Source organism: Phaeobacter piscinae, assembly GCF_002407245.1.
Classification (GTDB): domain Bacteria; phylum Pseudomonadota; class Alphaproteobacteria; order Rhodobacterales; family Rhodobacteraceae; genus Phaeobacter; species Phaeobacter piscinae.
This window is the reverse complement of the sequence record NZ_CP010681.1, coordinates 3264387-3288691: the sequence shown is the minus strand read 5'-3', so window position 1 is coordinate 3288691 and position 24305 is coordinate 3264387. Positions and strand designations below refer to the sequence as shown.

Sequence of the window (24305 nt, the reverse complement as noted above, 5' to 3'; positions counted from 1 at the left end):
TTACTTGATGCGCTGGCCGTTTGCCTTGATCTGACCGTCCTCGGTCACCTCGATCTTGGAGGTCAGCGTATCTTCGCCATCGCCCGGTACTGCCAGCATGCCCATCATCATGCGCGCGCCCATGGCGTCGCTATCCGACACCAGACCCATGCCGATCAGCTTGTCCAGCAGGGTGTTGGCGCCCGCGAGAGTCAGATTTGCCTCACCGGAGGGCGCCGGCATGCCGTCGAAGGTGCTCAGATCGTCATTGTTGAAGGCAAAATCACCGGTACCGGTCAGCTTTGCCCCGGCGGCGGAGATTTCAAGCGAATTCACGGTCAGCGCGTGCAGCTCACCCGGTGCCTGTTCGCCGTTCTCCACCTCTGCCATGGCTTCGGGGTCAAAGAAGTCGAAGGCCAGCTTTGCCTTGCCTGCAAGATCCAGTGCGATTGTGGCCGGATCGTGGGGCAGGGCGCCAGTTGGATCCACCATACCCCAGAGCATTTCTGGCACATCAAAATCGCGCAGAACGAGGCCGAGGGCGAAGTCCTGTTCCTCGTCGGATTTGGCAACAGGCATGGTCAGCTTGAAACCGGCCTCAGCCATCGACAGCGCCAGCGGGAACGGCAGGTCAGAACTGGTGATGTTGGTTTCCGTCCGGTTCTGTTTCACGTCATAGGTCAGCCCATCAAGGCCCATGTCAAAGGCGATTGTTCCGCCTTCAGAAGTGCTGTCCAGCGCAAATGTATCCGCGCCATCCTGACCATTGATTGCGCTGTTGCCACTGGCAAAGTCAAACGTGCCTTCCGCGCTGAAGCCGCCGCGCAGCAGTGCCGCCATGTCGGTGCTTTCCAACCCGTTAGGAACAGTTGTGATGCCGGTGAAGTTCACCCCCTGCATCGCCCCCTTGAAGGCACCGCTGCCTCCGTCTTCAGGGACGTCGATCGAGGCGTCAAAATTCAGTGTTTCACTGGTCATTGTCTGGTTGTAGGTGCGGCTATCTGCATTTGACATGATGGTCTTGGTGACCACATCCGTCAGTGTCATGCTGACTTTGATCGCCTCTTTCGGAACGTCGGCGTCTGGTACCGTCAGATCTTTCAGCGCGATTTTCATCAGGCCGCTGGCGTAATCATAGGTCATTTCATCCGCGTCGCCGGAGACAAGCATCGGGCTGCCATCGTGGGAATACAGAACGGTGCCACTGACGGGGCCTTCGGGACCGTCAATTTTGAACATGATCGGCATTTCAGCAGGCAGCATGATGTTGACAGTGCCATCGCCGTTCTCGACAAATTTGATGTCAGGCAGGGTAAATGTGCCGCTGGTATCTTCCTCCATGACAGGTATGGCCATAGAGATATCCGATATGGTCAACGTATCGCCGGACATGGTTTCGGTGCCGTTCACGGTGTAACCGGTGGCGGTCATGTAGGACTTCCAGTCCGACCAGACGTCTTTTGCCGTTACATCTGCCAGGGCCGCCTGGGCAGAAAACGCCATAACAATCGCAACACCGCTGCTGCGGGCGAGGAAAACGGACATAAGTATACCTTTCGTGGTCTATTTTGCGCCATGGTTGGCCGGAGGAGGTACCGGGTCAAGGGGGCATCGCTCTGGACCGTTCCCCCTAACCAGTCTACCACATTTCAAAACAGGGACTTGGAGATTAATACTATGGAGATCAAGGGCAAGACAGTTGTGATAACAGGTGCAAGCCGGGGGATCGGGGCCGATGCGGCCCGCGTGTTTGCTGCTGCCGGGGCCAATCTGGCCTTGCTGGCAAGGAGCGAGGAGAGCTTGACCGCGCTTGCCAAGGAGATCGGCGGAAACGTGCTGACCTTTGCCTGTGATGTGGCGGACTATCCAGCCGTAGCGGCGGCCGTTGCCAAAACCGAGGCGCAGTTCGGGCGGATCGATGTGCTGATCAATAACGCGGGTGTGGTTGATCCAATTGCCCGGCTTGAGGCTGCTGATCCGGCGGACTGGGCACAGCTGATCGATATCAATGTGAACGGGGTTTTCAACGGAATGCGGGCAGTTTTGCCCGGGATGAAGGCTGCCGGCAGCGGCACTGTACTGACCGTCAGTTCAGGGGCTGCGCATAATCCCGTCGAAGGCTGGAGCGCCTATTGCTCTTCCAAGGCCGCCGCGGCGATGCTGACCCGTAGCCTGCACCATGAAGAAGGGGCCAATGGCATCCGCGCCATGGGGCTGTCGCCGGGCACCGTCGCGACGGAAATGCAGCGGGTGATCAAGGCCAGCGGCGTCAATCCTGTCAGCCAGCTGGAATGGTCTGATCATATCCCGGCGGAGTGGCCGGCGCGCGCCCTTCTGTGGATGTGTACTGAGGCGGCCGACGATCTGGTCGGCACCGAAATCTCGCTACGGGATGAGGGCATCCGCAGGCAGGTCGGCCTGATATGATCGACCTTGATATCGCCGAAAACGGGTTGTGGACGGTGACACTGAACCGGCCGGACAAGGCGAATGCGCTGACTGCGGCGATGCTGGAACAGCTCTGTGATATCGCAGAGCGCGCACAAGAGGCTCGCGGATTGATCATCACCGGGGCTGGCCGTGTCTTCAGCGCTGGAGCAGATCTGGATGCGGCGCGAGCCGGGCTGGCGACGTCCCCCCTGTGGGAGCAGCTATCGGGTGCCATCGCGGATCTGCCCTGTCTGACGGTGGCGGCGCTCAATGGTACTCTGGCGGGTGGAGCGAACGGCATGGCGCTGGCGTGCGATTTGCGTATCGCCGTACCAACGGCCAAGGTGTTTTACCCGGTGATGAAGCTTGGCTATCGTCCGCAACCCTCTGACGCGCGGCGGATGGCAGCGCTGATCGGTCCTGCGCGTACGAAGATGATTCTGGCGGCTGGACAGAAAATCACCGCTGAGGAGGCACATATCTTCGGATTGATCGATCGTGTTGTCGCGGCTGGCGATCTGATGACGACGGCGCAGGACCTGATGGTGGATAGCCTCGCGGCGGAGGCGGAGATGGCGCAGGCAATTCTGGCGGATTGCACCCGCGTATAGCGCCCGGCGCTTCAGCGTTTGCGCCGTCCGCCGGGTACGCGCGACTGGAAGGAGGGCGGGCGTTTTTGTACCCAAGCGATGAATTTCGCCAATCTCGGATGCTGACGCAGGGCTTCAATGGTATTGAAAGACCGCGCCAGTTCCGCCTCGCTGAGGGCTGCATGGATTTCTTTGTGACAGATATGATGCAGTAGCACCGTTGGTCCGCCCTTGCCGCCCTTCAGCTTGGGGATCAGATGATGCAGGCTTTGGGCGACGTCCGTCGGGATAGGCCGTTGGCACAGAGGGCATATCGGATCGACATCGGCAGACGGTGACATTGGCGCAGTCTCTCAGTATGGCTGTTTCAACCGTAAGACATGCGCTGGCGGTTGCGATCGGCAAGGATAAGTACGTAAGGAACTGTCAATTTGACACATCAACGGGACAGCTGGGACGCAGTGGTCGTGGGCGCCGGACCCGCTGGTCTGCGGGCCGCTGAAGAACTGGGGGCGGCCGGTCGCCGCGTGCTGGTTGTTGATGCGAAGCCGTCCGTTGCACGAAAGTTCCTGATGGCTGGGAAATCCGGTCTGAACCTGACGAAGGATGAGGCGCGCGAGATCCTGCTTAGCCACTACGGCGAGGCTGCGGACTGGCTTGCGCCGATGATTGCAGACTGCGACGCGGCAGAGGTGATGGCTTGGGCGACAGGACTGGGCAGCACCCTGTTCACGGGCACCACAGGACGGGTCTTTCCCCGCGAAATGAAGGCCTCGCCGCTGTTGCGGGCATGGCTGGCCCGTCTGGATGGCTACGGTGTTGAACGGCGCACCCGCTGGCGCTGGCAGGGCTGGAGCGGCGATGCCTTGCAGTTTGAAACCCCGGATGGTCCCCGTGTGATAAAAGCGGGAGCAACAGTGTTGGCAACGGGCGGTGCCAGCTGGGCGCGGCTCGGCTCTGACGGGGTATGGGCTGCAACTCTGGCAGGAGAGAATGTGCCACTGGCGGCGTTTCAACCTGCCAATGCAGGATTGCTCGTCCACTGGTCCAATCACATGGCGCCTCATTTCGGGGCACCGCTGAAGGGGATTGCCCTGCATGCCGGATCAACCCGGTCGCGGGGCGAGGCGGTCATTTCCAGACAGGGCCTGGAAGGGGGCGGTGTCTATATGATCTGTGCTGCAGTGCGTGAGGGGGCGGAGCTATATATGGATCTGTTGCCGGATCTGTCGCAGGAGCAGGTTGCCGCGCGTCTCGCGCGCCCACGGGGGAAATCCAGCCTCTCGACCCATTTGCGAAAGGTGACAAAATTGACACCACCGCGCCTGGCGATCCTACAGGAATTTGCCCGTCCGCTTCCGGCTGAACCTGCGGCGCTGGCCCAGTTGCTGAAGGCAGTGCCGATCCGGCATCAGGGGCTGCGGCCGCTGGATGAAGCGATTTCCACCGCCGGAGGTGTCCTGGCAGAGGCGGTTGATGGCGGACTAATGCTGCACAGACGCCCCGGCGTATTCTGCGCCGGAGAAATGCTGGACTGGGAAGCGCCGACCGGTGGATATTTGCTGACCGCATGCCTTGCGACAGGGCGCTGGGCGGGGCGGTCAGCAGTCCGATATCTGACGGGCGACTATGTGATCGAGGCCGCAACCGCCTGAAACGCGGGACGCGCGCGCATCCGCTTGCTATAGGCCAGCATGGCCTCGCTCTCGATCGGGAATTTGGCGCTATAGGCCCAGTTCAGGCAATGGGTGCAGATGATGTCGGGAATGGTGAACTCTTCCCCCATCAGAAACGGGCCTGTCATGCAGGTTTCCAGCTGCGCCAGATTGCGGGAAAACTCCCATTTCAGGCTGTCTTTCACCTCGGGCACGCGCTTATCTTCGGGCAGGATGAAACTGTGACGTGCGCCAGTCCACAACACCGCGTCCAGCTCATCCAGTAGACGATTTGTCATCGCGTCCTGTTTTGCACGGGCGATGGTGCCCGCGGGGGCGGTCAGCTTGCCATGTTTATCCGCAAGATAGGTGATGATGGCGGTCGAATCGGTGATCACCGCCTCACCATCCTTGAACACGGGCACCTTGCCTGAAGCGTTGAGGGCGACGACCTCTTCGCTCTGCGGCAGGGCAGGGTTCAGCTTATAGGATTGGCCCAGTTCCTCAAGCGCCCAAAGAACACGATAACTGCGCGTCAGTTGCTTGCCAATAACGGTGTACATTGTGAAATCTCCCTGCGGTTTATGCCCGGAACGGAACCGGGTTCCCGCTGTGGGGTCAAGCCTTACTCAAGCCGCTCTGACTGAAACGCAACGTCGGTGCAGATCTGCCGGTCGTGGGCTACCCCACCCGGCTGAGGCGGGCCAGCTGGATCAACGCCCGTTCCATCAGGGCAAGCGCCGGAGCGGTTTGCCCTGCCGAGCGCAGCTGAAGATCGGTGTCCGTCAGCAAGGTGAGCGCGGTTTCAAGCTTGAACGCACCCCAGCTTTGAGCCTGCCGCAGCAGCCTGTCACGGCGCTTGCCATAGGCAGGGGGGCGCAGTCGCCCAATACCCTGCGCCGGACCGCCGGGATCAGAGGCAATGGTGTAAAGCGTCCGAAAATGGCGGGTTGCCCCGATACAGAGTGTCACCGCATTGGTGCCCTGGGCCTGCAATCGCCCCATCAGTGGGCCGATTTCTGCGCCGCGCCCCTCGGCCACGATATTGAGCATGTCGTCGACTGCCGCTTCGGTCGATTGCGGGGCGATGGACTGAATATCGTCAAGCGTCAGCGGGGTGCTGTCCTCGTATTTATACAGCGCCAGTTTCTCCACCATGCGGGAAAAATCACCGGGACCGATTTCATTGGCGATATCAACCAGCGCAGACATGCTGTCCCCTGGCACATCACGAATACGGGCCGTACCCAGAATACGCTCGATTTCACCGCGTGACGGAGGATCGTCATAGATGCCGGTCGCATAGGCGTTGCGGTGCCCCTCAAACGCCTTGCGCAGCTTCGAGGTGGCTTTCAATTGCCCGGCTGTCACGATGATCTGCGCATCACCTTGCTGCCAGGCCTCAAGTGCGGCGATCACGGCAGGGGCGGCGGTATCATTGGCGTCTTCGACAAACACGGCACGGATGCCGGGGAAAAAGCCAACCGCCTTCATCGCATCCATCAGCAACGCCGGGTCCTTGCGCAGATCCGCTGCGGGCATCCGGGTCAGGCGCATCTCTTCTTCGGCGGTGGGGCCAAGCAGCGCCGCCAGCAATTGCTGACGTTTCAGCGAGACGCGCATGGCGTCGGGGCCGTAGATCAAAAGGCCTGTCTTGCCCGGATCCGGTTTGGCAAAATAGCCGTCCGCCTCGCGCGGGCTCAGTTTCATTTGGCGGCAACCGCAGGCTGTTCGCTGCTGGAAGTGGCAAGATCCGCAGTGCTCAGCAGTTCAGTTGTGATTTGATCTGCAAGGATAACCATCAGGCGTCGATGGGCATCACGTTCCCCGGCGAGCGTTTCAACCGTGGTGCCTGTGGCGGAATAGCCGGTGAAATTTTCCACATCGCCACTGGCGACAATGGCACCATCAGATTGCCGGGTCAGCACATAGGCGGCCTGCCCCACGATCGAATAGCGCGTGATTTCATTGTCGGCGGTAATGGCCTGCCCTTCGCTTTGGGTGCGCAGCTTCAGATCCAGGGCATAGTCAGCACCACCCCCGCGACCCAGCCGGGTTTCAAGATTCTGAACCAGAAAATAGGCATCGGTATCATCGGTTGCCCCGATCGTTTCCGGGGCCTGAACCGTCACCACGCCATAAAGCGCGGACCCGGTGCCCCCCGGAGCATAGACGGGGGTGAAGCCGCAAGCCGCCACCAGAAAGGCAGCGGCCAATGCGGCCGGATATTTCAGGTTAAGCCACGACATTCACAATCCGACCCGGCACAACGATCACCTTTTTCGGAGCGCCGCCATTCAGCGCCTTTTGCACAGCTTCGTGTGCAAGGGCGAGTTTTTCAACCTCATCCTTGGCCAGATCTTTGGCCACGGTGATTTCGCCGCGGCGTTTGCCGTTGATTTGGATCGGCAGGGTCACGCTGTCTTCGACCAGCATCGAATCGTCTGCCACCGGCCAGGGGGCCGTCGCGCAGAGGCCTTCGCCGCCTTGATGGCTCCAGATATCCTCCGCAAGATGCGGTGTCATTGGCGACATCAGCTGCGCCAGCGTCATAATTGCCTGTTTCTGGGCTGCGGTGCCGGCCTTTGATTTGGCCAGTGTGTTGGTGAAGCTGTAGAGCTTGGCAATTGCGGCATTGAAACCAAAGGTTTCGATGCTGAGGGTGACATCGCGGATCGCCTTGTGCATTTCGCGCAGCAGATCCTCGTCGCCGTTGCCGCTAGCGCCGGGGTCCATTTCGCCAATGCGATCACAGAGGTTCCAGACGCGGTTCAGGTGCTTATGCGCAGCCTCAGCCCCGGAAGCCGTCCATTCCACATCGCGTTCCGGCGGCGAATCGGAGAGCACGAACCAGCGTGCTGTATCCGCGCCGTAGGAGGAGATGATGTGGAGCGGATCGACAACGTTGTTTTTCGACTTCGACATCTTGGCCGAGGGGATGACTTTGACCGCTTCACCTGTTTCTTTGACCACGGTTGCCCCGTCCCGTTCTTCGATTTCTTCGGGGTAGTGATAGATCGGGCGATCGTTTTCGGTGCGGCGCTCTGCGTTTTCATAGATCGCGTGGGTTACCATACCTTGGGTGAACAGCGCATCAAACGGCTCTATCGCCTTCTCCGGAAGGTGGCCGCAGATCTGCATCGCGCGGGCGAAGAAGCGCGAATAGAGCAGGTGCAGAATCGCATGTTCGACGCCGCCGATATACTGATCAACGTTCATCCAATATTCGGCGTCTTCCATCCGGGTCGGCGTATCCGCATCAGGCGCGGTGAAACGGGCGAAATACCACGACGAATCGACGAATGTGTCCATCGTGTCGGTTTCGCGCTGTGCAGGCTTGCCGCAGGCGGGGCAGGCGCAGTTGCGCCAGCTGGGATGACGATCCAACGGATTGCCGGGAACGGAGAAGTCGATCGCCTTGCCATCCTCGTCGTAGGGCAGCGCGATGGGAAGGTTCTCTTTTTTCTCGGGCACCACGCCGCAATCCGGGCAATGCACCACGGGGATTGGGCACCCCCAATAGCGCTGTCGGGACAGACCCCAGTCGCGCAGGCGGAATTTGGTCACGCCTTCGCCCCAGCCTTCTGCTTCCGCCTTGTCGACGGCTGCGTTTACAGCCTCTTCGCCGGTTTGTTCGTCGTTGCCCGCGAATCCCTTGATGTAGCGGACTTTCTCCGCCTTGGTCGGGACATAAGCCTCAGTCAGAGGGGAGGTGTCCTCAGGGTTCTCAAACACTGGGATGATCGGCAGATCGTATTTGGTCGCAAACTCATAGTCCCGCTGGTCATGCGCCGGGCAGGCAAAGATCGCGCCGGTGCCGTAATCCATCAGGATGAAGTTGGCGATCCAGACCGGCAGCTCCCAGTCCGGGTTTAGCGGATGTTTGACGCGGATGCCGGTGTCATAACCCAGCTTTTCGGCGGTCTCGATGGCCTCTTCGGTGGTGCCGCCTTTCCGGCACTCGGCAACAAATGCTGCCACCTCTTCCGATTCGGCTTCCAAGGCCTTGGCAATCGGGTGGTCGGGCGAGATGCCGACAAAGGACGCACCGTTCAGCGTGTCGGGACGGGTTGTATAAACCTCAATCGGGTCACCACCGTCGGTACGGGCAAAGCTGAACTGGAGGCCGCGGGATTTGCCGATCCAATTTTCCTGCATCAGGCGCACCTTGGCGGGCCAGTTCTCCAGCGTGTCCAGAGCGGTCAGCAGCTCATCCGAATAGTCGGAGATCTTGAAAAACCACTGTGTCAGCTCGCGCCGTTCGACAAGCGCACCGGAGCGCCAGCCACGACCGCCTTCGACCTGTTCGTTTGCCAGCACGGTCATGTCGACCGGATCCCAGTTCACCACAGCGTTCTTGCGGTAGACCAAACCTTTTTCGAGGAAGTCGAGGAACAGCGCCTGTTGCTGGCCGTAGTACGATTCGTCACAGGTGGCGAACATCCGCGACCAGTCCAGCGACAGACCCAGCGGTTTCATCTGCTCGACCATCGTGTCGATATTCGCGTAGGTCCAGTCCTTGGGGTGGCCGCCGCTCGCCATTGCGGCGTTTTCAGCGGGCATACCAAAGGCATCGAACCCCATCGGGTGCAGAACGCTATGCCCTGTTGAGAGTTTATAGCGCGCGATCACATCGCCCATCGTGTAGTTGCGCACATGCCCCATATGCAGCTTGCCCGACGGGTAGGGGAACATCTCCAGCACATAGTACTTCGGCTTGTTGGCGGAGCGTGTTGCCTGAAAAATCCCGGCTTTCTCCCAGGCTTCTTGCCAGCGCGCTTCGATTTCCGGGGCAACATAACGGGGCATCAGAGCAGTCCTTCGTAGATAAAAACGCCAGGTTTGGGGCCTGGCGCTTGTGATAGTGATGTTTGCCCGCCTGTTCCAGAGGGCAGAATGAGGGGATGCGTCGCGTCAGAGCCTGCGATCAGCGATCCGAAGCTGCCGCGCCCGTGAGAGAATCGCATCCTCAATCGCGCGTGCGGTGCTTGCGCTGACGGGACCGTTGCGGGTCTGCAGCGAGACATTCAGCGAGCGGGCGTCCAGTGCCGGGTCTTTGATATGAACTGTGGCGCGATAGGCGCGCCCGCCACCCGGAGGCGTGCCGTAGCCGGTGACGATGACCCCGGTGTAGGGCTCGACGGTTTGCAACGGCAGGAAGTCCAGCACATCCAGCGTTGCCGTCCAAAGGTAGCGGTTCACCTGAACGATCTGTTCCGCTTTTGTCGGTTTGAAGGCGTCCCAGATTGTTGTGCCTTCGATGTTCTCAGGGTCTCGTGGGTTGCCGCCAATGACATTCTCATTATAGGTCGACGGGCCGCCGCGGTTCTTGCCGCCGAATGCGCCACAGCTGGCGGTGACTGCCAGAAGCGAGATGAGTCCAAGTTTCGTGAGCCAGCGCATGATGGGCAAGATCCGTTGCTATTCCGGTTGCGGACTAGTCCTAGCCAAGCGATAGGGCGGCAACAAGCCTATTCTTTAATAGACTCTCTCTGTGCGAAGCCGTTGATGGCGCTGGGGTTAAGATACTGTGACATGGTTGCATCAACTTCGGGCCGAAAGGAATTGCGGCCTGCGCCCAAGCTTGCGCAACCACCCCAAAAAAAGCGAAACGGATGGCGTACTCAGACTTGTGCCACTCAGCGCCTGTTTGAGCTTGGAAATTTAAACCCGAGGGAAAAACATGAAAAAGATTCTCTTCGCTTCGACTGCGCTGGTCGCCACCGCTGGTGTTGCAGCAGCAGACGTTTCGTTCGGTGGCTACGGCCGCTTTGGTGTTGGTTACGTTGAAGACCGCACCGTTGGTGGCACTTCCGACACCGTGATCGTCAGCCGCTTCCGTATGAACATCGACGCATCCGCTGAAACCGACGCAGGCGTGAAATTCTCCGCTCGCGTTCGTATGCAGGCTGACGAAGATGCTGCTTCCGGCGAAGCAAACGCAGCTGGCCTGAACGGCGCGCGTTTCTCCGTTGAGTACGGCGGTCTGCGTGTTGACGTTGGCAACGTTGCTGGCGCAATCGACAACCTGCCCAACTACTACGGCAACGAGCCGGGCCTGGAAACATTCATGGGCCAGTACTCCGGTGCTGACTATGGCTTCATCGGTTACTCTTCCGGTGGCGCAGGCGTAAACGGCGTATACGCACGTTACGCTGTTGGTGACTTCGCTGTTGCAGCTGCTTACGACCAGGCAGCAAACGGTGCAGACGGCGACCGTTTCGACATCCACGCTGCTTACACCTTTGGCAACATCACTGCCGCTCTGGCATATGGTGAAACCGACAACGGTGCAGCTGCAGACTTCGACATGACCGTCCTGACCCTCGGCGGTTCCTGGGGTGCATTCTCCGGTACTCTGATCGTTGGTGACGAATCTGTTGCAGCAGTCAACGAATCCGACACCTTCTACGGTATCTCCGCTGCTTACGACGTAAGCTCCGCAACCACCCTGACCTTCGCTTACGGCGACGGTTCCGGCGACGGCGACACCCGCAACATCGGTCTGGGCGTGATCCACGACCTGGGCGGCGGCGTCTCCCTGCGTGGCGGTATCGGCGAAAGCAAAACCGGCAACGCCGACGGCCAGATGCGTGCCGACTTCGGTGCTCAGTTCAGCTTCTAAGCTGACCTGAACCACTACGGTTCTTGGGGCGGGCTCTTACGAGCTCGCCCTTTTCTTTTGGGCAGAAACCGTGTTTGTCTGCGGCAACAAACGACCACAGTGAGACTGCCCCATGTCGCTTCAGGACATTCAAACCCGCATTCGTTCCGCCGAAGAAAAAGCCAATCGCTCCACAGGATCGGTGCAGCTGATTGCCGTATCAAAAGTTCAGCCCGATGACCGGGTTGAGGCCGTTCTGAACGAAGGGCATCGCTGTTTTGGCGAGAATCGCGTGCAGGAAGCTGCCGGAAAGTGGCCGGATTTTTCGACCCGCTACTCAGACCTGGATCTGCATCTTATCGGTCCCCTGCAAACGAACAAGGCGCGGCAGGCGATGGAATTGTTTCAGAATATTCACACTGTGGATCGGCCGAAATTGGCAAAAACCCTCGCCCGACTGGCACAGGAGTTGGGTCACTGCCCCAAGTTATTCGTACAGGTGAACACCGGAGAAGAGCCGCAAAAGGCGGGTATCCCACCGCGTGAGGCGGATGCCTTTATCCGCGAGTGTCAGGACATGGATCTCATTGTGGAAGGTCTGATGTGCATTCCACCCGCTGATGAAGAGCCGAGCCTGCATTTTTCCCTATTGGGTAAAATCGCGGCCCGAAACGGTCTGAGTGGTCTGTCGATGGGCATGAGCGGTGATTTCGAAACCGCCATAGCCCTGGGCGCGACTCATGTTCGGGTTGGATCCGCTATTTTCGGCGCCCGTGCCTACGAAATCTAGGGGGCTGGCACGCCAAAACTGAAGCCTGTCAATCTGCCAGCGGCGGCACGACAAGGCGCGTTCCGGGGGCAATCTGTCTGGCCAGCCAGTGGAGGTTTCTTCGTGAGAAGGCGATACACCCCTCGGTCGGATATCCGGGGCGGCGCCATTGGTGCAGAAAAATCGCCGATCCGCGTCCCGGTTCGGCATCTGGCCAGTTCCAATCCGTCACTAAGATCAGATCATACAGCGGGTCGGCCCGCCTCAGAGCTTCGTGGCTGTCGGCGTATGGCGCGCGGATGTGGTGGTTGTAGTCAACCGCACCGGGAGCGTCGGACCACAGATCACCGGGCCCAATCGGTTCCGCCCAGTCTGTCGGCGGGGTCATGCGGTCAGGTCGGTAGAGCATTCCGACGATCTCATGGCTGCCGATTGGGGTCGCCCCGTCACCTTCTGCTTTGTTGCGGGTCAGCCCGCCGCGCCCAATCGTGCAGGGCAGGCGGCGCCCGGCAAAGCGCAGCCCCTGCCGTGTAAGCACCATGTCCATCGGCCCCGAAGCGCGCGCCATTGAGGATCTCACAGCATGTGACCTGACTTGGCGGCTTTGGTTGCGAGATACCCGCGGTTGAATGCGGTTTCACCAACCTTAAGCGGAACCCGTTCCGCAACGGTGATGCCGGTTTTCTCCATCATGGAAATTTTGTTCGGATTATTGGTCAGCAGTCGCACCGATGAAAACCCCAGCTCCTTGAGGATAGCAGAACCCAGGCGGAAATCCCGCTCATCGTCCTCGAACCCCAGTCTGTGGTTGGCCTCAACAGTGTCAAACCCCTGATCCTGCAAGGAATAGGCGCGCATCTTGTTGGCCAGACCTATCCCGCGCCCTTCTTGGTTGAGGTAGAGCAGAACACCCTGGCCCTCGGCACCCATTTGCGCCAGTGCCCCATGAAGCTGCGGACCGCAGTCGCATTTCAGCGACCCTAGAACATCGCCGGTAAAACAAGCCGAGTGCAGCCGGGCCAGAACTGGCTGGCTGCGGTCAGGTTTGCCGATCTCGATGGCGTAATGTTCCTCGGCGCCATCCTCGGGGCGGAAGATATGCAGTCGGCCAGCCTCAGCAGCGGCAATCGGCAGGCGGGCGGCGGCCACCGGGTGGAGGGGCGAGCTTTCGACCATCAGCGGTGCAACAGCGGCAAGTGGCAGTGTTGTTAATCCGTGACTTTGGGCGAACTGTGCCGGATGCTGCACTGGGCAGATTACTGCCGTAGGTAAGAGTCGGGCTGATTTCGTCAAAGCAATGGCCAGACGGTGGAGTTCTGCGTCGCCGTCTCTGACGCTTCGCAGTGGCCCCTTCATCGGTGTACGCAGGTCGTCAGCCGGATCGGCAACTGCTTGAATCCATGTAAGATCTGCAGAGGCAGGAACGGCAATACGGGCGATATCCCCATCATAGACCCGAGCCTTCAGTGTTTCAGCGCGCCGGGCTGTCACCGTCAGCGCAATAGGACCGAGCGCCCGCAAGCTGGCAAGACGTTTCGTGTCCAAAGGCTCCACCGCGAGGGCCAGAATAGCCTGCTCCGGGGTTGTCAGAACCACCGGCAGCCCCATCCGCAAATCTACCCGCGCGCGGGCCAGAAGGTCGATCATCGTGGGCATCAGACTCATGCGGGAATCCTGTGAGGTCGTTGAGGTCTTGGGGCGCTGCATCATTGCGCTGGCCCGCCTTTAAGTAGTCACAAACGATGCGAAAGTGAAACAATTCCCGTCTGATGGACACGTCGGCGTGAAAGCTTTGCAGCATAACTTGTGATCGGGGAATGGACTGCGCATGTGTTGGGAGTAGCACAGGAGGACAAGGTGATGGCCCAACTGAAGAAAATACTGCTCGTCGATGATGATGAGGATCTGCGCGAAGCCTTGAGCGAACAGTTGGTCATGACCGAGGACTTCGATGTCTTTGAGGCTGAAAACGGTCAGAATGCCATGGAGCGTGCAAAGGAAGCGCTTTATGATCTGATCATTTTGGACGTGGGTTTGCCGGATACGGATGGGCGGGAGCTCTGCCGTCTGATGCGCAAGCAGGGCGTGAAGGCCCCGATCCTGATGCTGACAGGCCACGACAGCGATGCAGACACCATTCTTGGTTTGGATGCGGGCGCGAATGACTATGTCACCAAACCGTTCAAATTTCCGGTGCTGCTCGCGCGGATCCGTGCCCAGTTGCGGCAGCATGAGCAGTCCGAAGATGCCGTATTCGCGCTTGGCCCCTATACGTTCAAACCTGCGATGAAGCTGCTTTTGACCGAGGATGAGCGCAAGATCCGTCTGACGGAAAAGGAAACCAATATCCTGAAATTCCTCTACCGCTCTAACGAGGGAGTGGTGCAGCGCGATGTGCTGCTGCACGAGGTCTGGGGCTATAATGCAGGGGTGACGACCCACACGCTTGAGACCCATATTTATCGTCTTCGCCAGAAAATTGAACCAGATCCGTCGAATGCACGTATACTAGTTACTGAGTCGGGTGGCTACAAACTGGCAATCTGATATGTCAGCGCCATAGAATCGCCAAGTCGCGTGACTATGCTGATGATTGAGACAGGCGCCTTAGGCGCTGATGAGAGTTCCCGTGCATGTCCGGGTAATGACATGTTCCTCCCTGTTGGACTGCCGGGCCATTGTGCCCGGCCTTTTTTTATCTGTTTGGCGCTGGCAGGGCGTGCGCGCCGATTGGGCGGCCTCTTACAATCATTTGGCCACTGGTATCACCGCGTCGGAGCGGGCAGTATCCCGCCCACAGCACAGATCTGACAGAAAGAGGCGCGCAATGTCGTTTACCCTAGCCACCTGGAACATCAATTCGGTTCGCCTGCGGGAGCCGATTGTCTGCAAGCTGTTGGCAGAGGAAGGTCCGGATGTGCTGTGTTTGCAGGAATGCAAAAGCCCGGTGGACAAGATCCCGATGGAGCAGTTTGCCGAGCTTGGCTACGGCCACATGGTTGCGCGTGGGCAGAAGGGTTACAATGGTGTGGCGATCCTGTCCCGACAGCCGATCGAGGATGTTGGCGACAAAGATTTTGCAGGCTTAGGTCATGCACGCCACATTGCAGGGCGGTTGGAAAACGGGGTCACGATCCACAATTTCTACGTGCCTGCCGGTGGCGACGTCCCGGACCGTGCGGTGAATGAGAAATTCGGTCAGAAACTCGATTACCTCACTGATATGCGCGACTGGTTCAACGCCGAACGGCCCGAGAAATCCATTCTGGTTGGTGACCTTAATATTGCGCCGCGCGAGGATGATGTCTGGGACCACAAGAAGCTGTTGAAGGTGGTGAGCCACACCCCGATTGAGGTCGAGCATTTCGCAGATGTCATGGACGCAGGTGGCTGGTCCGATGTCACGCGCAACGATATTCCTGACGGGCAGCTCTACAGCTGGTGGAGCTACCGCGCGAAGGACTGGGATGCGGCGGATAAGGGACGCCGACTGGATCATGTCTGGGCGACCCCGGATATCAAGAACGCAGCCCATTCCAGCCGGGTGATGCGTGCTGCCCGTGGTTGGGAGAAGCCCAGCGACCATGCGCCTGTGTTTGCAACATTTGACCTTTGAGATGTTCCTGACGGTATCGCCGACCGCCTTCATCGGCGGCACCACGGAATAGTGATTTTCACGCCGCGCCTGATTGGCTACACTGCCGCCAAAATACGCCCAGTGATTTACAAGAGGCAGAGGCAATGAGCAGAATCATAGGCGCCATGATCCTATTGTTGATCGTGGCATCCTGCGGCGGTGGCGGTGGCTCACCACCGCGCAATCTCGACAACGCGTGCAGTATCATCAAGCAGCGGCCTGAGTATCTGAAGGCGTTCCGCGCCACAGAAAAACGTTGGGGCGTGCCGATGCATGTGCAGATGGCCGTTATTCACCAGGAGAGCCGGTTCCGTTCCGACGCGCGCACACCGCATCGGTTTGCGCTTGGGGTGATCCCAATGGGGCGGCAATCCAGCGCGTATGGCTATAGTCAGGCGTTGGACGGCACTTGGGACGACTATCGCAGATCAGCTGGACGGCGTGGTGCGAAACGCAATCGCATCAAGGACGCCACCGACTTTATGGGCTGGTACATGAACCAGACGCGGGAGCGGAACGGCGTGTCGCTCTATGATGCACGTAACCAGTATCTGGCTTACCACGATGGCCACACTGGCTATGCGCGGGGCACCTACCGGTCCAAACCCTGGCTGTTGCGCGTCGCTGGAAAGGTCCAGGCCCGGGCTGAGATGTATCAAACGCAACTCGCCACCTGCCGACGCGCACGCTGATCGGCATATCCCTGAAATGAAAGCCCCCGCTCAGATTATTGGGCGGGGGCTTTTTCTGTCTGTGGCTTATCAGCGTGTGGGGGCCGAGCTGGTGTTGAAGAGCTTTGATGGCAGCTTCACGCCAGTCTTTAACCCGCCCAGGATCACTGTGGTCTGCCCACCAGAGCCATCGTGGATCACCCATTTACGCAGTTCGACCGGGTCACCGGTAAACATCATTTCGATGCTGCCGTATTCAGGGTTCTTGGGATCCTGCGCCCGGATGATGGTCGAGGTGCCGTCAAAGCTATGGCCGACGACCATATTGGCACGCCCGAGGTTCACGTTCCGGGCAAGAATAAGAGAGAGCGGGGTGCGCTTCAGCGGATAGGTTTCCGGTGGCTGATTTGACTTCGGGTCCTGGATCAGCACAGCGCCCGCACCTGCGACCACAACGCCCTTGTTCGGTGGGTCATATTCGAACCGCATTCGGCCAGGGCGGTGCATATACAGCTTCCCGGTCGACAGGCTACCATCATCGTTGATCTGGCTGAAGGGCGCCGTGGCGGTGGAAATCCCGTTCAGGTATTGCGAAACTTCATTCAGGCTCAGCTTCTCGGCTGCCCATGCAGCCGGGGAACAGAGCGTCAGCGCTATGGCGTAGGCGATTTGTTTCATGGCTTCTAAATAAGGACGCTGCGACAAATGTGAAGAGGCGGGACCAATTGGCCCCGCCCCGAATTTATTGTTCAGGAACCAGAATTTCCCTTTTCCCGACGTGGTTTGCTGGGGAAACGAGGCCCTCTTCCTCCATCTGTTCAACAAGACGTGCGGCCTTGTTGTAGCCGATGGCGAGTTTGCGCTGGATATAGGAGGTGGAGCATTTGCGATCCTTGATCACAATCTGGACCGCGGTGTCATAGAGGGCATCCTCGGTATCGGTGTTGCCTCCGGTCGAGAGCCCAAGAACGGCGTCGATGTTGTCCGCCTTCTCGTCGTCCGGACCGTCCAGCACGTTGCCTATATATTCAGGCGGGCCAAATTGCTTGAGGTGATTGACGACCTCTTCCACCTCTTCATCTGAGACAAAGGGACCGTGGCAACGGGTGATCTTGGCTCCGCCGGCCATATAGAGCATGTCGCCCATCCCAAGAAGCTGTTCGGCGCCCATCTCACCAAGGATGGTCCGGCTGTCCACTTTTGAGGTCACCTGGAAGGAAATCCGGGTCGGGAAGTTGGCCTTGATCGTGCCGGTGATCACATCGACCGACGGCCGTTGCGTGGCCATGATCAGGTGAATGCCCGATGCCCGTGCCATCTGGGCCAGGCGCTGGATGCAGGCTTCGATTTCCTTGCCAGCAACCATCATCAGGTCGGCCATCTCGTCGACAATGACGACGATATAGGGCAGGGCTTCGGGGGCGAATTCTTCGGTCTCGAACACCGGCTCGCCGGTGTCATCGTCAAAACCGGTCTGCACCGTGCGGCTGAACATTTCGCCTTTGTCGAGCGCCTCTTTTACCCGGCCGTTGAAGCCTGCGATATTGCGGACGCCCATTTTCGACATCTTGCGATAGCGATCTTCCATTTCGCCGACGACCCATTTCAAGGCAACGACAGCTTTTTTCGGATCGGTCACCACCGGCGACAGCAGGTGCGGGATACCATCATAGACGGAAAGTTCCAGCATCTTGGGATCGATCATGATCAGGCGGCATTCCTCTGGCGTCAGCTTGTATAGCAGCGACAGGATCATGGTGTTGATCGCCACGGATTTACCCGAGCCGGTGGTCCCTGCGATCAGCAGGTGGGGCATTTTGGCGAGGTTGGCGACCATGCTGTCGCCGCCAATATCCTTGCCAAGCGCAAGCGGTAGCGCATGGGTGCCGTCACCGAAATCGCGCGAGGCGAGGATTTCACGCAGAACAACCTTTTCGCGTTTGTCGTTCGGCAGTTCGATACCGATCACTGTGCGGCCGGGCACGGTAGACACACGCGCAGAGAGCGCCGACATCGAGCGGGCGATATCATCCGCGAGGCCGATAACACGGCTTGCCTTCAGGCCGGGTGCCGGTTCCAGTTCATACATGGTCACAACGGGGCCGGGGCGCACTGAAACGATGTCTCCTTTGACGCCATAGTCATCCAGCACCGATTCCAGCATCCGGGCGTTTTCTTCCAGTGCCTCATCGCTCAGATGATGACGTTCGATTTGCGCCGGACTGGTCAGGAGAGAGAGCGGCGGCAGTTCAAAGTCACTGCTGGTGTCCTCAAACGCCAAGGGTGGTTGTGCTTCCGCCTTGGCGCGCGTCGACGGCTGTGGTGGTTTGCGCACCGGCTGTTCCACAACAGCCCGCCGGGGCTCTGCCACGGGGAGCGCTACGGGAGGCGATACAGCTGCCGCGGCTGCCGCAGTGTCCGTGGCAGCTTGCGCTGACTGAGGCGTGCGGCGCAGAACCTGCGCAGCACCTGAGGTGACGGCGGGCGCATGTGGCAGATCTTCCGATGCGACATGATCAACGAACTCCGGAGAGGCGTCATGCTGCAACTCAGATGATGCGACAGCAGGATGATCATAGGCGCCGTCATCGTAATCCTGATGCGGATCGATGGCGGTGGAAAAGCTGGTTTCAGGCGCGGGAGGCAAAGGCGTGGTCGCCCCCAGTGCCGCGCCCATGGCGTCCAAGGATGCGCCGGTCAACGGTGGCTCCGGCGGTAGGCCGTCGCTTGCCTGGTTGGGATTGAAAATCAGCGGTTCTGGTCGGCGTCCGCGGCCCTTGGTCAGCGGGAAATCCACTTCGGGGGCGACATCAGCAGCTCGGCGTACACGCACCGCGCTGGCGATTTTCTCTGCGATCCGTTCATCGCCGGGCAATCCGTCCAGATCTGCGGCGGCATCCAGATCGCTTAGGGTCGGTTCAACCAGCTCCGGTTCTGGCATGACGGGATCTGCCCGACGGATAAGGTTTGGCACGCGGGCAAATAGTCCGGTCTTTTCCTTAACCGGCTCGGGGGCGTCTTCCTGCGCGGCCTCAAAGGTTGGTTCTACCCGAGCAAGGGGCGCAGCAGCTGGCCCAAGTGACGGGGCACCCAGCGGCGGTGCGGCCATCGGGGCATCGTCGAAGTCCATCGGCTCAAACATCTGCGGGTCGGTTTCAGCGCTGTCGACAACATCGGCCATGGCGACAGCGGCGGCTGTGCGTTCGGCGCGACGGCTGCGATAGCTGAGCGCCGCCTGCATGCCACTGGCGGCCCCCCGGCCAAGCAGACCCGCAATCGCACCATAGATCAGGATGAGGCCAACAAGCACAAACCGCAGGCCGCGCGTCACCTCGGGTCGGGTGAAGCCGAGCACGGTCGCACCGAGGCTGACCATGCCAAGTGCCGTCAGCAGCGACAGGAATTTGACGAGAAAGATCAACCCGACCGGCAGCAGTGCCAGCAACATGCCAAGGAAGGTGTACCCGATCATACCACCAAGGCCAAAAGTATGGGCTGATTTCCAAGCCTCCGAGGGGACCAGTGTTTCCAGATGCAGAGAGACCAGCAGGAGCCAGGGCAACGACAGCAGCAGTGGCCACAGAAAACGATCCTCCCCCCGGTGCAGCACGCAGCGTCCGCCCCAAACGGTCAGGAATAGGGCAATTGCCCAACTGGCCTTGCCAAAGAGGGTGATCAGAATGAAGGCGACAGAGGCACCGGTGCGGCCCAGCATATTCTGGACCGGGGCATCTGTTGACACCATCCAGTTGGGATCATCTGCGGAATAGCTGCCGATCATCAGGGCAACCATCAGGCCCAGCCCGATCAGCAAGACGCCGATCAGCTCCTTGCCGCGTTTCTCAATGGCCGCCTGCATCGTACTGTCCAGCAATGGATCACGGCTGCGCGTCTGAAATGCCATGCCTACCTCGTTTCATCTTGTCCGTCGGGGTGTCCCGCTTTTGGCGCGGGTTTTGTCCCCATGACTTTTCTTATTTTGGCGCCCCCTCTGAACGGGGCGCATGCAATGGATCGTCAGTACAGGCAGCTGCGCAACGTGTGCAGGGCGGCCTCTGTCTGTTTCGCGGGCGCAACCAACGCCACACGAATATAGCCTCTGCCGGGATTTGCGGTGCCGTCACCTTGGGCCAGATAGGCGCCGGGCAGGACCCGCACACCAGTGTCTTGCCATAGTTTAAGTGCGGCTGTCTCGCCGTCTTCGACCGGTAGCCAGAGGAAAAATCCCGCCTCTGGCGCCATATAGCCATCGAGCCCGTCAAAGACCCGATCCGCGATCCGGTATTTCTCCTGATAGAGTGCGCGATTCTCGGCAACATGCGCCTCATCGGCCCAGACGCGGGCCGCGGCCGCCTGTAATGGCGCGGGCAGAGGGGCGCCGGAATAGGCACGCAGCTGATGCACCCGCTTCATCGTATCCGGGCCGCCTGCAATCAGACCTGAACGCAGACCAGCAAGGTTGGAGCGTTTGGAGAGCGAGTTGAACAGAACGACGCGTTCGGGATCTGCCCCCAGCTCCTGCGCCACGCTCAATGCGCCGACAGGTGCTGTATCGCGGTAGATCTCAGAATAGCATTCATCGGCAAAGATGCGAAAATCATACTGTTCCGCCAACTGGATCAACTGGGTCCAATATGCCCGGCTGGCAACAGCGCCCTGCGGGTTCGCGGGGGAGCAGATGTAGGCTACGGCGGTGCGGTTCAACACGTCCGGCGATAGGCTGGCATAGTCGGGCAGATGGCCGGTATCTGCCGTGGCAGGTACAAAAACAGGCTCAGCCGCGACGGAGATCGCCGCAACCATGTAGACTTGATAAAACGGGTTAGGGATCAAAACCACGGGTTTTGCGCCGTTTTTCTGCTCCGGGCACAATGCCATTGCGGCGTTGTAGAGACCCTCACGGGTGCCGTTCAGCGCCATCACCTGGGTCATTGGATCAACGCTCACATCATAGCGGCGCTTGATCCAGTCGCTGATGGCACCGCGCAGCTCGGCGCTGCCCTCATTCGGGGGATAGCTTTGAAAGCCAGCGGCATTTTCGACGATGACATTGGTAACCCAGGCAGGGAAATCATGTTTGGGTTCGCCAATGGTCATATGCACCACGTCGCCGCCCGGCGTGTGGTGGTCAAGCAACGCCCGCAGGCGCGGAAACGCATATGGCGGCAGGTTTGAAAACCGCTCCGGAAAATTCATATATCTGGCCTCAGGTCCGGGATCGTTAGTGCCCCGTTTGTGATCAAACTACAGAGCCGATCCCGCTGCGTCCAGCCACGCAAAACCGGGCTTGGCGAAATGTGGCTTTCACGCCAACGCTCGCTCCACCGCAGCGCCAATGCGCAAAAGCGCCTCTTCGCAGTCGGGCTGGCCGAGGATCTGCAACCCACAGGATGGCACCCCTGTCGGCAGCGTCAGGGCGCAGAGACCCATCAGGTTCCCAATCCGGGTATTGCGCAGCGCCATCAGGTTCGAATGGATGTAGTAGTCATGATCGCTTTGGAGCCGTGCGACATTCGGCGGCAGAATGGGGGAGGTCGGGCAGAGGATCCCGTCAAAGCCTGCGGTGGCCAGATCCCAGTCCATTCTGAATTGTTCCAGCTTGGCCCAAGCTGCGACATAATCCGGACCGCTGAAGCCCGCACCGGAGCGGAAGCGTTCGAGGATCTCCGGGAACATCAGATCTGGGGCTGCTTCAATCACATCCTTCCACAGACCGTAGGCTTCGGATGTGAACAGGACTGCGCTTAGGGCCATGGCTTCTTCCAGCACGGGCACCTCTAGCGGCATGATCTCCGCCCCGGCGGCGCGCAACTGATCCAGGGCCGTGCTGTAGGCGCTTGCGATCTCAGGCGCGAGGTCCTGCTGCGCGACAGTCCACAGATCGGCAAATCGTTTCCCCGCCAACGTTGCCCCTCTCAGGTCGGGGCCATGGTTGCCCTCCAACATGCCGAGATAGAGCGCAGCATCCTCAACCGATCGGGTCAGCGGGCCAACCGTATCAAACCTGAGGCAGAGCGGGACGACCCCTTCCAGGCTGATCCGGCCAGAGGTGGTCTTTAGCCCCACAAGATCGTTCCATGCCGCCGGAATACGCACCGAACCCCCAGTGTCAGAGCCGATTCCACAGGCCGCAAGCCCAAAGGCGACAGAGGTCGCCGCACCGGAAGATGACCCGCCGGGCGCGGCTGCGCTGTCATGAATGCAAGGCGGTGTCGCCTTCACCGGGTTGAGGCCAAGCCCGGAGAACGCCAGCTCGCTCATATGCGTCTTGCCAAGGCATACAGCGCCCATTGCGGTCGCTGACCGCAGCACCAGCGCATCGCGATCAGGTATGCGGTTGGCCAGCAGATCAGACCCGGATTCGGTCACTATGCTGGCGCTGTCAAACAGATCTTTCCAGCTGATCGGAACACCGTCCAATAGCGACAATCTCTGTTCATTTGCTGCGCGCGCTTTGGCGGCTTCTGCTTCGGCGAGGGCGCGGTCATGGGTCACGACGGTGTAAATCCGGTCACGATGCGGATGTGCGTCGATCGCATCGAGATAGGTTTTGGTAAGGGCAACCGGACAGATATCGCCCGCCTCGATGCCACGGCCCAAATTCGCCGCAGTCTGCGTCAGCCACTCTTGCATATGCGCCTCTCCAAGTTGCACGGGATGGGGCGACGGTAGCGGCACCGCGCCCCATGGACAATCCCAATCGCAGGCGCATATTGCGGGGCATGAAAAACACATCTGACATCCTGATTGTGGGCGGTGGCCTGAATGGTCCGGCTCTTGCTTTGGCGCTGGCACAGACCGGGCACAACGTGACCCTGATTGATGCGCTCCCTCGAGATCTGCGCGACGATGAGGCCTTCGACGGGCGCAGCTATGCCCTGGCGCTGGCCTCGCAGCGGCTGGTGGATCAGATTGGCGTCTGGTCGCAGGTCGCTGACAACGCACAGCCGATGCTGGATATCAAGGTCACCGACGGCAGGGCCGGGCAGGGGCCGTCGCCGTTTTTCATGCATTTCGACCACGCCGAGATCGAAGATGGCCCGATGGGCTACATGATTGAGGATCGCTATCTGCGCCGGGCCTTGCGCAGCGCCATGGAAGACAACGCCGCGATCACATTGGTGGATGAGCAGACAGTGGTCGCGCAGCAGGTCGACACCAGCGGAGTGACCGTCACGCTTGCGTCTGGCGACACGTTGCGCGCTGGCATGATTGTTGGCGCGGATGGCCGGCGCAGCGGGACCGCAGCACGGGCCGGTATCAAACGGACCGGATGGGACTACGGGCAGACGGCCTTAGTCTGTGCGATTGAACATGAAAAGCCCCACCACGGGGTCGCACATCAGTTCTTCATGCCGCCTGGCCCTCTGGCCATCCTGCCGCTACCGGGTAACCGGTCTTCAATCGTGTGGAGCGAACGCAGTAGCTCGGCCCGGTCCATTCAGGCGCTTGGAGAGGCGGATTATCTGGCGGCGCTGCGTCCGCGCTTTGGTGATTTTCTGGGCGAGATCAGTCTGGCCGGGGACCGGTTCACCTATCCGCTGAACCTGACACTGGCGAATGCGTTCGTGTCGGAGCGGCTGGCGCTGGTCGGGGATGCCGCACATGGGGTCCATCCGATTGCCGGGCAGGGGCTCAACGCGGGTCTTCGCGATGTTGGCGCCCTGGCGGAGGTGCTGACCGAAGCGAAGCGCCGTGGCGAGGATATCGCCTCACCCTTGGTGCTGGCGCGATACCAGCAGTGGCGTCGTTTCGATACTGCCAGCCTCGCAGCCGCCACGGATATGTTCAACAGGCTGTTTTCCAGCGATAATCCGCTGCTCCGTCTGGGGCGCGACATCGGTATGGGCGTGGTTGGTGCGATCCCGGGGCTGCGGCAAAGCTTTATTCGAGAGGCCGCTGGGTTGACCGGCGATCTGCCACGCCTGCTGCAGGGGCGGAAGATCTAACGGATGAAGGTCGAGCAAACC

General features: G+C 59.9%; 22 protein-coding genes. 9 read left to right on the top strand and 13 right to left on the bottom strand.

The features are described 5' to 3' along the window. Complete coding sequence (locus tag phaeop14_RS15605) at positions 1–1524, bottom strand: DUF2125 domain-containing protein (protein ID WP_040170075.1); 1524 nt, start codon at positions 1522–1524, stop codon at positions 1–3. Positions 1525–1656: 132 nt separating this feature from the next. Here phaeop14_RS15605 and phaeop14_RS15600 point away from each other — a divergent pair, with 132 nt between their 5' ends. Next, positions 1657–2406 carry an SDR family oxidoreductase gene (locus tag phaeop14_RS15600; RefSeq protein ID WP_040178820.1) on the top strand — a complete coding sequence of 250 codons (750 nt, stop codon included), beginning with the start codon at positions 1657–1659 and terminating at the stop codon, positions 2404–2406. Beyond that, on the top strand, positions 2403–3020 hold the full coding sequence (locus phaeop14_RS15595) for an enoyl-CoA hydratase/isomerase family protein (protein WP_096790045.1): 618 nt from the start codon (positions 2403–2405) through the stop codon (positions 3018–3020). The genes phaeop14_RS15600 and phaeop14_RS15595 overlap by 4 nt, the downstream gene beginning before the upstream one ends. A gap of 11 nt (positions 3021–3031) precedes the next feature. Here the strand turns inward: phaeop14_RS15595 and phaeop14_RS15590 are convergent, their stop codons facing one another. Further along, positions 3032–3340 (bottom strand): HNH endonuclease, encoded by a 309-nt coding sequence (locus tag phaeop14_RS15590; RefSeq protein ID WP_082035287.1) that lies wholly within the window; start codon positions 3338–3340, stop codon positions 3032–3034. Positions 3341–3430: 90 nt separating this feature from the next. Here phaeop14_RS15590 and phaeop14_RS15585 point away from each other — a divergent pair, with 90 nt between their 5' ends. Continuing rightward, the gene (locus tag phaeop14_RS15585; protein ID WP_096790044.1) at positions 3431–4654 is read left to right on the top strand and encodes a TIGR03862 family flavoprotein; all 1224 of its coding nucleotides are present in this window, start codon (positions 3431–3433) and stop codon (positions 4652–4654) included. On the opposite strand, the gene phaeop14_RS15580 is transcribed toward phaeop14_RS15585, so the two are convergent. The 5 genes from phaeop14_RS15580 to phaeop14_RS15560 form a co-directional block, all read right to left on the bottom strand. Beyond that, positions 4627–5217 carry a glutathione S-transferase family protein gene (locus phaeop14_RS15580; protein WP_096790043.1) on the bottom strand — a complete coding sequence of 197 codons (591 nt, stop codon included), beginning with the start codon at positions 5215–5217 and terminating at the stop codon, positions 4627–4629. The genes phaeop14_RS15585 and phaeop14_RS15580 overlap by 28 nt on opposite strands. A 118-nt stretch (positions 5218–5335) precedes the next feature. After that, positions 5336–6364 carry a DNA polymerase III subunit delta gene (holA, locus tag phaeop14_RS15575; RefSeq protein WP_096790042.1) on the bottom strand — a complete coding sequence of 343 codons (1029 nt, stop codon included), beginning with the start codon at positions 6362–6364 and terminating at the stop codon, positions 5336–5338. Then, positions 6361–6903 (bottom strand): LPS assembly lipoprotein LptE, encoded by a 543-nt coding sequence (locus phaeop14_RS15570; protein ID WP_040170085.1) that lies wholly within the window; start codon positions 6901–6903, stop codon positions 6361–6363. The genes holA and phaeop14_RS15570 overlap by 4 nt, the downstream gene beginning before the upstream one ends. After that, positions 6890–9463: a leucine--tRNA ligase gene (leuS, locus tag phaeop14_RS15565; RefSeq protein ID WP_096790041.1), complete on the bottom strand. Its 2574-nt coding sequence runs from the start codon at positions 9461–9463 to the stop codon at positions 6890–6892. Before leuS ends, phaeop14_RS15570 begins: the two co-directional genes overlap by 14 nt. 105 nt (positions 9464–9568) lie before the next feature. Then, a complete protein-coding gene (locus phaeop14_RS15560) occupies positions 9569–10057 on the bottom strand; it encodes a DUF3576 domain-containing protein (RefSeq protein ID WP_040170090.1) in 489 nt (162 codons plus the stop codon). A 280-nt stretch (positions 10058–10337) separates the two neighbouring features. Here phaeop14_RS15560 and phaeop14_RS15555 point away from each other — a divergent pair, with 280 nt between their 5' ends. Beyond that, entirely contained in the window at positions 10338–11279 is a 942-nt protein-coding gene (locus phaeop14_RS15555) for a porin (protein WP_040170093.1), read from the top strand. Positions 11280–11391: 112 nt separating this feature from the next. After that, positions 11392–12048, top strand: a complete 657-nt coding sequence (locus phaeop14_RS15550; protein ID WP_040170095.1) for a YggS family pyridoxal phosphate-dependent enzyme — start codon at positions 11392–11394, stop codon at positions 12046–12048. A 28-nt stretch (positions 12049–12076) separates the two neighbouring features. Here the strand turns inward: phaeop14_RS15550 and phaeop14_RS15545 are convergent, their stop codons facing one another. Both phaeop14_RS15545 and ribA read right to left on the bottom strand, forming a co-directional pair. Beyond that, on the bottom strand, positions 12077–12568 hold the full coding sequence (locus tag phaeop14_RS15545) for a L,D-transpeptidase family protein (RefSeq protein ID WP_040170271.1): 492 nt from the start codon (positions 12566–12568) through the stop codon (positions 12077–12079). A gap of 35 nt (positions 12569–12603) precedes the next feature. Beyond that, entirely contained in the window at positions 12604–13692 is a 1089-nt protein-coding gene (gene ribA, locus phaeop14_RS15540; protein WP_096790333.1) for a GTP cyclohydrolase II, read from the bottom strand. Between the two features lie 195 nt (positions 13693–13887). Here ribA and phaeop14_RS15535 point away from each other — a divergent pair, with 195 nt between their 5' ends. The 3 genes from phaeop14_RS15535 to phaeop14_RS15525 all read left to right on the top strand — a co-directional run bounded on the left by phaeop14_RS15535 (position 13888) and on the right by phaeop14_RS15525 (position 16356). Beyond that, positions 13888–14574, top strand: a complete 687-nt coding sequence (locus phaeop14_RS15535) for a response regulator transcription factor (protein ID WP_014876226.1) — start codon at positions 13888–13890, stop codon at positions 14572–14574. A 280-nt stretch (positions 14575–14854) separates the two neighbouring features. Further along, a complete protein-coding gene (locus phaeop14_RS15530) occupies positions 14855–15643 on the top strand; it encodes an exodeoxyribonuclease III (protein ID WP_040170100.1) in 789 nt (262 codons plus the stop codon). Between the two features lie 125 nt (positions 15644–15768). Then, the gene (locus phaeop14_RS15525; protein ID WP_040170101.1) at positions 15769–16356 is read left to right on the top strand and encodes a transglycosylase SLT domain-containing protein; all 588 of its coding nucleotides are present in this window, start codon (positions 15769–15771) and stop codon (positions 16354–16356) included. A gap of 69 nt (positions 16357–16425) precedes the next feature. On the opposite strand, the gene phaeop14_RS15520 is transcribed toward phaeop14_RS15525, so the two are convergent. From phaeop14_RS15520 to phaeop14_RS15505, 4 genes are all read right to left on the bottom strand, one after another. After that, positions 16426–17013, bottom strand: coding sequence for a LolA family protein (locus tag phaeop14_RS15520; RefSeq protein ID WP_040170103.1), 588 nt, complete (start codon positions 17011–17013; stop codon positions 16426–16428). A gap of 64 nt (positions 17014–17077) precedes the next feature. Next, positions 17078–20239: a DNA translocase FtsK 4TM domain-containing protein gene (locus phaeop14_RS15515; protein ID WP_096790040.1), complete on the bottom strand. Its 3162-nt coding sequence runs from the start codon at positions 20237–20239 to the stop codon at positions 17078–17080. Positions 20240–20352: 113 nt separating this feature from the next. Further along, positions 20353–21531 carry an aminotransferase class I/II-fold pyridoxal phosphate-dependent enzyme gene (locus phaeop14_RS15510; RefSeq protein ID WP_096790039.1) on the bottom strand — a complete coding sequence of 393 codons (1179 nt, stop codon included), beginning with the start codon at positions 21529–21531 and terminating at the stop codon, positions 20353–20355. A gap of 108 nt (positions 21532–21639) precedes the next feature. After that, the gene (locus phaeop14_RS15505; protein WP_096790038.1) at positions 21640–22968 is read right to left on the bottom strand and encodes an amidase; all 1329 of its coding nucleotides are present in this window, start codon (positions 22966–22968) and stop codon (positions 21640–21642) included. An 89-nt stretch (positions 22969–23057) separates the two neighbouring features. Between phaeop14_RS15505 and phaeop14_RS15500 the strand changes: the two genes are divergently transcribed. Further along, complete coding sequence (locus tag phaeop14_RS15500) at positions 23058–24284, top strand: FAD-dependent monooxygenase (RefSeq protein ID WP_096790037.1); 1227 nt, start codon at positions 23058–23060, stop codon at positions 24282–24284. Positions 24285–24305 lie beyond the last annotated feature (21 nt).